Here is a 12,203-nt window from a genome sequence, read left to right as displayed (position 1 = left end):
GGCCGGGTCACCGGGCTGGGCCATCGGGCCGGTCAGCAGTCGACCAGCTCCGGCTTCTGGTTGAGGATCTGGGCCCTCGGGGTGACGAACTCGTGCAGGGCCTTGGTCGCCGTCGGGTCGAAGACGGCGACCCGGTGGCAGTTCTGGAAGGCCAGCCGTACTCCGAAGTGGCGCTCCAGCGCTGCGCGCATCGCGTCGCTCGCCAGGCAGCGCAGGAGCTGCCCGCGGGCCTCCTCGGACGGTGGTGGCACCTGGTTGTCGGCGAACTCGGCTCCGGTCTGCTCGCGCTGTTCGGCCAGCCCGCTGATCAGGGACCACGCGTACGGCAGCGAGTCGCGGACGCACGCGAGGAATGCCGCGTCGTCCACGTCACCGGCCCTGGCCTGGTCGAGCAGTTCGTTCGGAACGGTCAGCGACATGCTGTCTCCTCTCGAATGGGATCAATCTGACGCTAGGTGGGGATCTGTGCTCGCTCCAGATGCCTGGAGGGGGGCACTCAGGGGCCGAACACGAAATCCGGGTCTATCTGTGAGGCCAGGTCGGACCCCGTCCGCTCGTTGCCCCACGCCTGCGCGTTGCGCAGGTGGAACTCCACGGTCTGGCGGCCGAAGCGCGCCCAGTCCTTCTCCTGCTCGTCGAGGGCCTTGCGGAGCACCGCCAGCGCGTCGGCGTTGACCGGCTCCAGGTCGTCGAGCGCGAAGTGGCGGCCCTGCTCCATGGCGCGGACGGCGGCGGAGTGCTCCATCCAGGTGAGCAGGTCGTCGCCCACGTGCTCGCGCAGGAACTCGACGTCGGACGGGCCGTGGACCTTGTTGCCGACGACGGCCAGCGCGACGTCGTACGCGGCGGCGTACTCGCGGTACTGCCGGTAGACGCTCACGCCCTGCCTGGTCGGCTCGGCGACGAGGAACGTCAGGTCGAACCGGGTGAACAGCCCCGAGGCGAAGGAGTCGGCGCCCGCGGTCATGTCGACCACGACGTACTCGCCGGGGCCGTCGATGAGGTGGTTGAGCAGCAGCTCCACCGCGCCGACCTTCGAGTGGTAGCAGGCCACGCCGAGGTCGTCCTCGCCGAACGGGCCGGTCGCGAGCAGGCGCGGCCCGTCGGGGGTGGTCAGCGCGTACGGGTCGGCGGCCAGGTCGTCGAAGCTCAGCAGCCGGGACCCGCGGCCGGGCGGGGTGGTCTTGACCATGACGTCGGCGGAGGGGATGCGGGGGTTGTCGCCGCGCAGCCGCTCCTTGATCTCGCTCAGGTGGGCGCCGAGCGGCTCGGGCTGCCGGTCGAGGCCGAGCACCATGGCCAGGTGCTGGTTGATGTCGGCGTCCACGGCCACCACCGGCCCGCCCTGGCTCGCCACATGTCTGGCGAACAGCGCGGACATCGTCGTCTTGCCACTGCCGCCCTTTCCGACGAACGCCACTCTCACGACCCCTCCACCTGGGTATGAAAACCGTTTCCGTTTCGGTTGTCATCATGACACACTCCGTCCGGGGCATGCCCGGACAACACGAAAAAGGCCACGTGGAGGGGTTCCACGTGGCCGGGACGAGGCGAGTCAGGTGCAGGTGGCGTCGAGGTTGACCGGGGTCTCCGGGTCAGGTGTCCGCTCGGCGGCGGTGCCGGCCCTGGTCACGGGGCCGGCCTCCAGGGTCTCGGCGACCTTGCGGCGGATGAACGACCAGTCGGGGTAGGCCGTGTTGATCAGCGGCGGCACGAAGTTGAGGCTGCGGATCTTCGCGTCCTTGACCCGCTGCGCGAGCTCGATGACGGCCGGCAGCAGGTCCTGGGGGAGGTCGGTGGAGATGGCCCGCTTGGTCGCCGCGGCCAGCCGCTCGAAGCTGTTGATCACGGTCATCGGGTCGGCCTGCTTGGCGAGCGCGTTGAGCAGGCACTTCTGGCGTCCCATGCGGACGTAGTCGTCGCTGTTGGTGCGCGAGCGGCCGTACCAGAGCGCCTCCTCGCCGGACAGCCTGCGGGTGCCGGCCGGGAGCAGGCCCTCGCGGTACTTGCCGTACACGATGGGCTCCTTGATGGTGACCTTCACGCCGCCCATGGCGTCGATGATCTCCGCGAACCCCTTCATGTCCACCAGGGCGTAGTAGTCCACCCTGAGGCCGAGGATGTCGCCGATCGTCTGCTTGATCAGGGCGGGCCCGCGCTGGCGCCGCTCCAGGCCCGGCACCACCTCGGGGTGGTCCTCGGCGTACTGGAAGATCTCGTTGAGCAGGCCGGGCGTGTCGGCGCCGCTGCCGGTGAACCCGTAGGGGAACTGGTCCCTGGCCGGGCCCGGGGCGAACTCGACGCGCTGGAGGTTGCGCGGCAGGCCGAACAGGGTGGTCGCGCCGGTCTCGGTGTCCACGCTGGCCACGGTCATGCTGTCGGTACGCACGCCGGGCCGGTTCGGCGCGGCGTCGCCGCCCAGGAGCAGGAAGTTGACCCGGCGGGCGCCGTTCCACGGGTCCTGGGCCATGATGGGCGCGGTGGCGGTGGCGTTGGGGAACAGGGTGTTCACGACGTCGCGTGACAGGTAGGCGAGCCTGGTGGCGTACACCGTCGGGGTCATGATGAGCGCGCAGAGCGCGAGCGTCAGCGCCGTGGTCAGGAAGCGGCCGATCCTGTCGGAGCTCGGCGGGCGTACCAGGACGAAGGACCAGATGACCACGCCGGTCCAGGCGATCGCCACCGCCACCAGCACCACGGTGAACCCGACGAGCCAGCGGGGCTGCACCGCCAGCGACAGCAGGTGGGTGCTGTACGCCGTGAACACCATGAGGATGCCGGCCAGCATCACGACATATCCGAACATGAGCGCCAAGCCCGTCTTACGGCGCTCTGCGGCTAGATGTGCCACTCCCCACAACAAGGACGATGCCAGCGTCAGGGCCATGCTCGCCCCCAGGCCGAATCCCCGCTCTTTCTCCGTCATGCCTGGTCAAACCCCCATTTGCGCGCCCATCCACGCCACCTTAGTAATGCGCTGTGCGGGAAAGACGGTAGGAAGGGACGGGTCAGGTCAATTCCATGTCAAGACCACCTTGAGATATAACGTGAGTGTGCGCAAGCGACACGGAAGCTACGGATTCGACGCTCCCTGGGCACTGGTCGGCTTATCGTTCGGGGCGCTCGTGCTCCTCGCCCTGGCGTCGGTCTCGTTCCTGCTCGACATCCTCCTGGCAGGCATCGCGTTCCTGTTCGGCGGGCTCTACACGCTGGCCAGCGCGGCCAGCTACCTCTACACGACGCGGCGCGGCAAGTTCGCGGTATGGGCCGGCGAGCTGGAGAGGTTGAAGGGCGACGAGCTCCTGCTCGACCTCGGCTGCGGCCGGGGCGCGGTGCTGCTGATGGCGGCCCAGCGGCTGGAGCGCGGCAAGGCGACCGGCATCGACCTGTGGCAGTCGAAGGACCAGTCGGGCAACCGGGAGGCCAGGGCCAGGGCGAACGCCGCCGCCGAGGGCGTCGCCGACCGCGTCGAGCTGGTGACGGGCGACATGCGCGACCTGCCGTTCGGCGACGGCGCGTTCGACGCGATCGTGTCGAGCCTGGCCATCCACAACATCCCCGACGCCGAAGGGCGCGAGCAGGCCGTGCGCGAGGCGCACCGGGTGCTGCGGCCCGGCGGGTTGATGCTGATCGCCGACTTCCAGCACACGGCGGCGTACGAGGACACGCTGCGCTCGCTCGGCGTGGTGGACGTGCGGCGGCGCGACGCGGGCTGGCGGTTCTGGTACGGCGGGCCGTGGTTCGGCACCTGCATCCTGGAGGCCAGGAAACCCGCCGCCTGAGCCGGCGATGCACATCGCGGCGGAAATCCGGCGAGGGGGTTTGCATGGTCATGCATCGGTGTGTATATACTTCGACTCGTGTCTAAGATGCTCACCTCCTTGCCTGTCGGTGAACGTGTCGGGATCGCCTTCTCCGGCGGCCTCGACACCTCGGTCGCGGTCGCGTGGATGCGCGAGAAGGGCGCGGTGCCGTGCACCTACACCGCCGACATCGGCCAGTACGACGAGCCTGACATCGCCTCCGTGCCCGGCCGCGCCACGGCGTACGGCGCCGAGGTCGCCCGGCTGGTCGACTGCCGCGCGGCGCTCGTGGAGGAGGGGCTCGCGGCCCTGGCCTGCGGGGCGTTCCACATCCGCTCCGGCGGGCGCACCTACTTCAACACCACGCCCCTCGGCCGGGCCGTCACGGGCACCCTGCTCGTGCGCGCGATGCTCGACGACAACGTGCTGATCTGGGGAGACGGCTCCACCTTCAAGGGCAACGACATCGAGCGGTTCTACCGCTACGGCCTGCTCGCCAACCCCTCCCTGCGGATCTACAAGCCGTGGCTGGACGCCGACTTCGTCACCGAGCTCGGCGGCCGCAAGGAGATGTCGGAGTGGCTGCTCGCCCACGGGCTGCCCTACCGCGACAGCACGGAGAAGGCATACTCCACGGACGCGAACATCTGGGGCGCGACCCACGAGGCCAAGGCGCTGGAGCACCTCGACGCGGGCATCGAGATCGTCGAGCCGATCATGGGCGTGCGGTTCTGGGACCCGGCCGTCGAGATCGCCGCCGAGGACGTCACGATCGGCTTCGATCAGGGCCGCCCGGTGACCATCAACGGCAAGGAGTTCCCCTCCGCCGTCGACCTGGTCCTGGAGGCCAACGCCATCGGCGGCCGGCACGGCATGGGCATGTCCGATCAGATCGAGAACCGGATCATCGAGGCCAAGAGCCGCGGCATCTACGAGGCGCCGGGCATGGCGTTGCTGCACGCCGCCTACGAGCGGCTGGTCAACGCGATCCACAACGAGGACACCCTGGCCAACTACCACGCCGAGGGCCGGCGGCTGGGCCGGCTGCTGTACGAGGGCCGCTGGCTGGACCCGCAGGCGCTGATGCTGCGCGAGTCGCTGCAGCGCTGGGTCGGCACGGCGGTCACCGGCGAGGTGACCCTGCGGCTGCGGCGCGGCGAGGACTACTCCATCCTGGACACGTCCGGACCGGCGTTCAGCTACCACCCGGACAAGCTGTCCATGGAGCGCACCGAGGACTCCGCCTTCGGGCCGGTCGACCGCATCGGCCAGCTGACCATGCGCAACCTCGACATCGCCGACACCCGCGCCAAGCTGGAGCAGTACGCCGCGCTCGGCATCGTCGGCCCGCAGCACCCGATGCTGAACGACGTGCCGCAGACGGCCTCGACCGAGCTGATCGGCGAGATGCCCGAGGGCGGCGCCGAGGCGATCGCCAACCGCGGTGAGCGCGGCGAGATCCCCGGCGACGACGAGCTGCTCGACCACGCCGCGATGGAGTCCGGCACCGACTGACCGCCGTTTACCGACCGGCGGCGCGGCCGATGGGCGGCGCCGCCGAACCCCCGGGAGTCAACGCGTGGCCGAACCGCAGGGCGACGAGCTCTACATCATCGTGTGCGCCGCCGGACCGGCCCCGGACGTCGGCCGGCTCGTCGCCATGGCGCAGGAGCGGGGCTGGGCCGTCCAGGTCGTCGCCACTCCGTCGGCCCTCGACTTCGTCGACGTGGCCGCCCTGGAGGCCCAGACCGGCCGGCCCGTCCGCAGCCGCTATCGCAAGCCGCACGAGCCCAAGCCCCCTCGGCCGGGCGCGATCATCGTCGCGCCGGCCACGTACAACACGGTCAACAAGTTCGCCCGGGGCATCGCCGACACCTACGCCCTGGGCCTGCTGGCCGAGGCGCCCGGGCTCGGCATCCCCGTCGTCGTGCTGCCCTTCGTCAACAGCGCCCTGGCCGAGCGCCGGCCCTTCCTGCGCAGCATCGACGAGCTGCGCGCCGAGGGTGTCCGGGTCGTGTTCGGCCTGCCGCAGCAGTTCGCCACGGACGAGCCGGACGCCGGCGCCCACCGCTTCCCCTGGGAACGCGCGCTGTCAGAGCTGTCGTGAAAGGGCTTGCACCTGACACTGTGTGAGGCGGTATGCCAGGATGTGCCGACTTTCGGGAGGAACATCGTGGCAATGGCTGAGCGGGTCGACGAGATCCTGCGCGCGGGCAAGGCGCCGAACTTCCACGGTCTCGTGGTGATGCGGGGCGGGCAGACTGTGCTGGAGCGTTACGGCGCCGGGCCGGACCACCGGCTGGGCGACGCGCTGGGGCACGTCGAGTTCGACCGGGACACGCTGCACGACCTGCGCTCCGTGTCCAAGAGCATGGTGGCGCTGCTGTACGGCATCGCGCTGGGCGAAGGTCTGGTGCCGGAGCCGGGGGCGGCCTTGGTGGCCCAATTTCCGGAATATCAGGACCTGGTGGCGGATCCGGAGCGCGCTCATCTCACCGTCGAGCACGCGCTGACCATGACCCTCGGCCTCGAATGGGACGAGAGCGCCCCCTATACCAGCCCCGCCAACAGCGAGATCGCGATGGAGCTGGCGCCCGACCGGTACCGGTACGTGCTGGAGCGGCCCGTCGTCGAGGAGGCGGGAAAGGTCTGGCACTACTGCGGCGGGGCCTCCGCCGTGCTCGGCGGCCTGATCGCCCGCGGTGCCGGCAGGCCGCTGGAGGAGTACGCCGCGACCGCGCTCTTCCGCCCGCTCGGGATCGACGCGTTCGAGTGGTCCAAGGGGGAGCACGACACGGTGAGCGCCGCGGCCGGGCTGCGGCTGCGCCCGGTCGACCTGGCCGCCGTCGGGCAGCTGGTGCTCGACGGCGGCCGGGACATCGTGCCCGGTGAGTGGCTTCGGGAGCTGGTGCGGTCGCGGGTGGTGATCGATGAGGGCTTCGAGTACGGCTACCAGTGGTACGTGAACACCAAGGACCGCCGCTGGGTCGGCGGCCTCGGGAACGGCGGTCAGCGCCTGCTCGTCCTGCCCGAGGAGGAACTGGTCGTGGCACTGACGGCCGGCGACTACGACCAGGCCGAGGACAGCTCCAAGGCTGTGCTCGACGCGGTCCTCGCCTCCTGACGGTTCGTCACGGGACGAGCAGGATCCGGCCGGTGACCGCGCGGCTCTCCAGCAGGCGGTGGGCCTGCGCGGCCTCCTCCAGCGGCAGCGTCCGGTCGATGTAGGCCACGCTGCGGCCGGAGGCGAGCCGGTCGAGCATCGCCGGATAGTGCGTCCCGAACACCTCCCCGGCCCAGCCGGGCCCGCTGCACCCGGTGAGCGTCACCCCGAGCTCCATGAGGTCGGCGGCCGTGACGGCGGCGGGCTCCCCGCTCAGCATCCCGTAGTACAGCATCCGGCCGGTGCCGGGGGTGAGGTGGTCGAGCACGCGCCTGGCCGTCGTGCCGCCGATGGCCTCGAACGCCACGTCCACCTCGGGCAGCTCGCCGGTCCAGCCGGCCGGGCCGTGGTCGAGCACGAGGTCGGCGCCCAGTTCGGCGGTCCGGTCCCGCTTGGCGGCCGAGCCGGCGGTGGCGATCACCCGTCCGGCCCCGAACTCCTTCGCGTGCCGCACCAGGTACGTCCCCACCGAGCTGCTGCCCGCCTCGACGAGCACGGTCTCCCCGCCGGCGAGGCGGGCCTTGTGCAGCAGGGCGAGGGCGAGCGCGCCGGGCGCCCCCGCGGCCAGCGCCTGGTCCGGCAGCACGCCGTCCGGTACCGGGACCGTCATGGCGGCCGGGAGGACGGCGTACTCGGCGTACGAGCCGAGCCCGCCGGTGACCCCGACGATCGTGCTGCCGAGCAGCTTCGCGTCCACCCCCTCGCCGACCTCGACGACCTCGCCGGCCGCCTCCGCGCCGATCACGGCGGGCAGCGGCAGCGGGAACGGCAGCGTCCCCGCCCGGATCTGCGTCTCGGCGTAGCTGACGCCGGCGGCGCGGGTGCGGATGAGGACCTGGCCCTCGCCCGGATGGGGGCGCGGCAGGTCCGCGACTTCGAGCCGTTCGGGGCCGCCCTTTTCCGACAGGACGATCGCGCGCATGCTTGAGCTCCTCTAACTGAACCGATGGTCCAGTTAATATATGGACCACTGGTCAAGTTTGTCCATAGGAAAGAATGACCGGATGGAACGTCGAGAGCGGGCCGACGCCGCGCGCAACAGGCAGGCCATCCTGCGGGCGGCCGAGGAGCTGCTGCGGCGGCATCCGCCCGAGCAGGTCTCGGTCGAGCGGGTGGCGGCCGCCGCCGGCGTGGGCAAGGGGACGGTGTTCCACCGGTTCGGCAGCCGTACGGGGCTGATGCTGGAGCTGATGAGCGAGCGGGCGCGCGAGTTCGAGCAGGCGTTCACCGAGGGGCCGCCGCCGCTGGGGCCGGGCGCGGAGCCGGTCGAGCGGCTGGTGGCGTTCTTCGCGGACCTGGCCGTGCTGGCGGCGCGCAACGGCAACCTCGTCAGCGCCATCGAGCACGCCAGGGTCACCACGAAGGCCCACGGCGAGCAGCGCAGGGAGGAGAACCCGATCTACCGGTCCTGGCACCGGCACGTGTCCCGGCTGATCGCCGAAGGGCGGTCCGACGTGGACGCCGAGCAGATCGCTCACATGCTGCTCGGCACGCTGCACATGGAGCCGATCGCGAGCCAGCTGCGGGCCGGGCAGCACGAACGGCTCGCCGCCGGCTTCGCCGACCTGGTCAGCGGGCTGCTGCGTTAGAGGGGCAGGTGGGGGATCGCCGCGTGGAAGGCGGCGACGGCCGCCCTGATCGCCGGGTGCTCGCCGTTCCCCTTCCGGAACGCCGCGAGCGTGCGGCGGCTCAGCGGCAGGCGGGTGAGCGTCACCCCGCCTGGCGGGTCGATCGCCGCCAGATGCGGTACGAGCGCGACGCCCTGCCCGGCGGCGACGAAGGCGAGCACGGTGTCGAAGTCGTCGATGTGGTGCCGTACGAGCGGCTCGAACCCGGCCGCCTGGCACGCCCGGATCGCCATGGTGTGGCAGAGGGTGCCCGGCCTGTCGGTGATCCACGCGTCGGCGCGGGCGTCGGCCACGGAGGGCCGGTCGGTCAGGTACATCGGCTCGCTGTACAGCGGCTCCGTCTCGATGGAGGCGTCCGTCACGGGCGGCACGAAGTCGTACTCGTGCACGAGCGCCACGTCCAGCTCGCCTGCCCGCAGCGCGGCCGAGACGTCGGCGGGGTCGATCTCGGAGACCATCGGCACCAGCCCCGGATGCGCCCCGGTCAGGTCGACGAGCGCCGGGGGCAGGAGCACCCGGGCCGCCGTCGGGAACGCGCCGATCCGCAGCGGCCCGGAAGGCCCGCCACGCGCGGCGGCGAGCGCCGCCGAGGCGCGTTCGAGCTGTTCCAGCACCGCGTGCGCGTGCTCGACCAGCAGGTGCCCGGCGGGCGTCAGCGCCACGGTACGGCCGGTGCGCTCCAGCAGCGGCACGCCTGCCTCCCGCTCCAGCGCGCTGAGCTGCTGGGAGACGGCCGAAGGCGTGAACGTCACCGCCTCCGCGACCGCGGCGATGGTGCCGCGGCGGGCGAGTTCGCGGAGGAGGTGGAGCTTGCGCGGGTCGAGCATAAGCTCAGCTTAATCTCAACCGAAGAAATCCGCGCTGGACCTAACGGGTCCGGGCAGGACAGGCTCGAACCATGCTGAGAGGACTACACGTACCGCTGATCACCCCGTTCACCTCGTCGGGAGAGGTGGCCGTGGACGCGATCGAGAAGCTCGCCTCGGACTACCTCGACCAGGGCGCCGCCGGGCTGGTCGCGCTGGGCACGACGGGCGAGGTGGCCGCGCTCGACCCCGGAGAGCGGGAGCTGGTGATCGAGGCGTGCGCGCGGGTGTGCGCCGAGCGGCAGGCGCTGCTGACGGTGGGGGTCACGGGGAACGACACGCGTTCGACGGCCCGGGCGCTGCAGGGCCTGCCCTCGGGGGTCGGGGCCGCGCTGGTGACGGTGCCGTACTTCCTGCGGCCCGGCGAGCGCGGGGTGATCGCGCACTTCGAGGCGCTGGCGGAGGCGACGCCGGTGCCGCTGGTGATCTACCACATCCCCTACCGGACGGGTCAGGCGGTCGGCGCCGCGACGTTCCGGCAGGTGGGCGCGCACCCGATGATCGCCGGCATGAAGTACGCGGCCGGCGGGATCGACCAGGACGCGGTGGACCTGCTGGGGGATCTGCCCGAGGGGTTCGAGGTGGTGGGCGGCGACGACGCGTTCATCTCGCCGCTGCTCGCCCTGGGCGCCGTCGGCGGGATCCTCGCCTCGGCGCATCTGCAGACCCGCGGCTACGTCGAGCTGGTGGAGGCCTGGAACGCGGGCGACGCCGCCAGGGCGAGGGCGCTCGGCCACCGGCTGGCCAGGCTCTCGGCCGCGCTCTTCGCCGAGCCGAACCCCACCGTGATCAAGGGAGTGCTGCACGCCCAGGGCCTGATCCCGACCCCGGACGTGCGGTTGCCGCTGGTCCCGGCCGGGGAGGCGGCGGTCTCACAGGCTCGCCTGGTAGCGGTACATCCAGGCGAGTGACTCCTGACTCGCGCTCTTCTTCAGGAAGTACGGCAGCATCAGGTCGCGGAAGACCCGGGCGACCGGGCCTGCGGCCTTGCTGTTGCTGATCGTCCTGGAGTACGCCACCACCCGCTCCGCCCTGGGCCGCCGTTCGGCCTCGAACCGCTCGAACGCCTTCGTGTGGCTCCCGCTGTCGCGCAGGCACCTGGCCAGCACGACCGCGTCCTCCATGGCCAGCGAGGCGCCCTGGCCGGAGCTGGGGGAGGTGGCGTGCGCGGCGTCCCCGATCAGCAGGACCCGGCCGCGGTGCCACACGGGCACCGGCGGCAGGTCGTAGACCGGCGACCCCGGCCCGACGTCGCTGTGCCGGATGAGCTCGGCGGAGAAGTTCGCGTCGTCCTCGAACGCCCTGACCAGCACCGGCTTCCAGTCCTCCGGAACGTCACCGAGCCGCCTGGGCAGGTTCGCGAACCACCAGGTCTCGCCCGACTCAGGCACCGAAAAACCGAAGAACGCGCGCTTGCCGAAGACCATGTTGTAGACGCCCGGCTCGCCGGGGAAACCGGCGTCCTTGACGATCCCGCCGAAGCTGTAGAGGCCGCTGTAGCGGGCGGCGGGGGCCTGCGGGTCGAGGATCATGCGGGTGCGCGAGTGCACGCCGTCGCACGCGATCAGCAGGTCGCCCGTCGCCTCCGTGCCGTCCTCGAACCTGGCCGTCACCTGCCTTCCGCTTTCGTCGTACGCGACCAGCCGCTTGCCGTACGTGACCTCGATGCCGCGCCGGGTCGCCTCGTCACGCATGCTCCGGTAGAGGTCGGACCGCAGGACGGTGTGGCTCACCGTGCCGTCGTCGAGCCGCAGCCCGTTGGCCACCTCGCCCAGCCGCTTGCCCGATCCGCTCCACATGACCATGCGCGGGGTGGGGATGGCCTGCGAGAGGACCTGGTGGTGCGCGCCCAGCACCCGGAGCGCGGCCAGGCCGTTGGAGGCGACGTTCAGGAAGGAGCCCACGTCCTCCGCGCCCTGCCCGTACGCCTCGAAGATCTCGGCGTCGATGCCCACCTCGCGCAGGGCCATCGCCGTGACGGGTCCGGAGATGCCGCAACCTATGATCAGAGCCTTCATGGTGGTAACCTTTCGTTCGGTCGAACGAAATATATGCGGAGGCTTTACCTGTGTCCAGAGATATTTCGGAGCGGCGAAAGAATTTGCTGGAGGCGCTCAGCATGGCGGGGCGGGACAACAGCAACGCCGCCGTGATGTACCACACCGCCATGGGCGAGCGGCTGGGTCTCGGCATGACGGAGGAGAAGACGCTCGACCTGCTGCAACGCATGGGGCCGCTGACGGCGGGGGAGATCGGCCAGCATGCGGGGCTGGCGCCGGCCACCGTCAGCGGGCTGATCGACCGGCTGGAGGCGAAGTGGCTGGTACGGCGGGTGCGTGACACGCGGGACCGGCGGCGGGTCATCGTGGAGATCAACTACGAGCGGCTGGCCGGGTTCAGCGAGCTGTTCGAGCCGTTCGTGGCGGCGTTGGGGGAGCTGTACGAGCGGTACACGGATGACGAGCTGGAGGTGATCCTCGACTACGTCACCCGCGCCACGGCCCTGCAACGCGCGGCCACCCGCGACCTGACGGCATAGCCCCACTGTCCCCTGCGGCCACCCCCTTTGCGCCGCACGCCATCACGCGCGGTCTCCAGCACAGACGCCCTGCACACGGCGCACCGGGTCGGTGGATGCCGGCGGCGATGTGCGACACCGGGCGCGGTGGCCGATGGCCGATGGCCGGTGGTCGGTGGTCGGTGGATGGTGGCGTGCAGTGGCCTGGTGCGGCGGCCGGGTGGT

At 71.2% G+C, this 12,203-nt stretch carries 13 protein-coding genes; 7 read left to right on the top strand and 6 right to left on the bottom strand.

The window, feature by feature from the left end; all coding sequences use genetic code 11:
- Positions 1-32 precede the first annotated feature (32 nt).
- From HD596_RS12810 to HD596_RS12800, 3 genes are all read right to left on the bottom strand, one after another.
- The gene (locus HD596_RS12810; protein WP_185069469.1) at positions 33-419 is read right to left on the bottom strand and encodes an SCO5389 family protein; all 387 of its coding nucleotides are present in this window, start codon (positions 417-419) and stop codon (positions 33-35) included.
- Between the two features lie 77 nt (positions 420-496).
- Positions 497-1,426 (bottom strand): ATP-binding protein, encoded by a 930-nt coding sequence (locus HD596_RS12805; RefSeq protein WP_185069468.1) that lies wholly within the window; start codon positions 1,424-1,426, stop codon positions 497-499.
- Positions 1,427-1,555: 129 nt separating this feature from the next.
- Positions 1,556-2,806, bottom strand: a complete 1,251-nt coding sequence (locus HD596_RS12800; RefSeq protein WP_246554399.1) for an LCP family protein — start codon at positions 2,804-2,806, stop codon at positions 1,556-1,558.
- Between the two features lie 247 nt (positions 2,807-3,053).
- On the opposite strand from HD596_RS12800, the gene HD596_RS12795 reads away from it, so the two are divergent.
- The 4 genes from HD596_RS12795 (at position 3,054) to HD596_RS12780 (ending at position 6,927) form a co-directional block, all read left to right on the top strand.
- Positions 3,054-3,782 carry a class I SAM-dependent methyltransferase gene (locus HD596_RS12795; RefSeq protein ID WP_185069467.1) on the top strand — a complete coding sequence of 243 codons (729 nt, stop codon included), beginning with the start codon at positions 3,054-3,056 and terminating at the stop codon, positions 3,780-3,782.
- A gap of 78 nt (positions 3,783-3,860) precedes the next feature.
- On the top strand, positions 3,861-5,318 hold the full coding sequence (gene argG, locus HD596_RS12790) for an argininosuccinate synthase (protein WP_185069466.1): 1,458 nt from the start codon (positions 3,861-3,863) through the stop codon (positions 5,316-5,318).
- Positions 5,319-5,382: 64 nt separating this feature from the next.
- Positions 5,383-5,910, top strand: a complete 528-nt coding sequence (locus HD596_RS12785) for a flavoprotein (protein WP_185069465.1) — start codon at positions 5,383-5,385, stop codon at positions 5,908-5,910.
- A gap of 72 nt (positions 5,911-5,982) precedes the next feature.
- Complete coding sequence (locus HD596_RS12780; RefSeq protein ID WP_221519301.1) at positions 5,983-6,927, top strand: serine hydrolase domain-containing protein; 945 nt, start codon at positions 5,983-5,985, stop codon at positions 6,925-6,927.
- Between the two features lie 7 nt (positions 6,928-6,934).
- Here HD596_RS12780 and HD596_RS12775 read toward each other — a convergent pair whose 3' ends face one another.
- The gene (locus HD596_RS12775) at positions 6,935-7,888 is read right to left on the bottom strand and encodes a quinone oxidoreductase family protein (protein WP_185069464.1); all 954 of its coding nucleotides are present in this window, start codon (positions 7,886-7,888) and stop codon (positions 6,935-6,937) included.
- An 82-nt stretch (positions 7,889-7,970) separates the two neighbouring features.
- On the opposite strand from HD596_RS12775, the gene HD596_RS12770 reads away from it, so the two are divergent.
- Positions 7,971-8,555, top strand: coding sequence for a TetR/AcrR family transcriptional regulator (locus tag HD596_RS12770; RefSeq protein WP_185069463.1), 585 nt, complete (start codon positions 7,971-7,973; stop codon positions 8,553-8,555).
- Here the strand turns inward: HD596_RS12770 and HD596_RS12765 are convergent.
- Positions 8,552-9,421 carry a LysR family transcriptional regulator gene (locus HD596_RS12765; protein ID WP_185069462.1) on the bottom strand — a complete coding sequence of 290 codons (870 nt, stop codon included), beginning with the start codon at positions 9,419-9,421 and terminating at the stop codon, positions 8,552-8,554. The genes HD596_RS12770 and HD596_RS12765 overlap by 4 nt on opposite strands.
- Positions 9,422-9,492: 71 nt before the next feature.
- Here HD596_RS12765 and HD596_RS12760 point away from each other — a divergent pair, with 71 nt between their 5' ends.
- Positions 9,493-10,371 carry a 4-hydroxy-tetrahydrodipicolinate synthase family protein gene (locus HD596_RS12760; protein WP_185069461.1) on the top strand — a complete coding sequence of 293 codons (879 nt, stop codon included), beginning with the start codon at positions 9,493-9,495 and terminating at the stop codon, positions 10,369-10,371.
- On the opposite strand, the gene HD596_RS12755 is transcribed toward HD596_RS12760, so the two are convergent.
- On the bottom strand, positions 10,333-11,478 hold the full coding sequence (locus HD596_RS12755) for an FAD-dependent oxidoreductase (protein ID WP_185069460.1): 1,146 nt from the start codon (positions 11,476-11,478) through the stop codon (positions 10,333-10,335). The two genes, HD596_RS12760 and HD596_RS12755, sit on opposite strands and share 39 nt — an antisense overlap.
- Before the next feature lie 50 nt (positions 11,479-11,528).
- Between HD596_RS12755 and HD596_RS12750 the strand changes: the two genes are divergently transcribed.
- Positions 11,529-11,999: a MarR family winged helix-turn-helix transcriptional regulator gene (locus HD596_RS12750; protein ID WP_313043786.1), complete on the top strand. Its 471-nt coding sequence runs from the start codon at positions 11,529-11,531 to the stop codon at positions 11,997-11,999.
- Positions 12,000-12,203: the final 204 nt, after the last annotated feature.

Source organism: Nonomuraea jabiensis (genome assembly GCF_014204795.1).
GTDB lineage: Bacteria > Actinomycetota > Actinomycetes > Streptosporangiales > Streptosporangiaceae > Nonomuraea > Nonomuraea jabiensis.
Note: the sequence above shows the minus strand (reverse complement) of the source record. Positions and strands in the feature narration are given on the sequence as shown.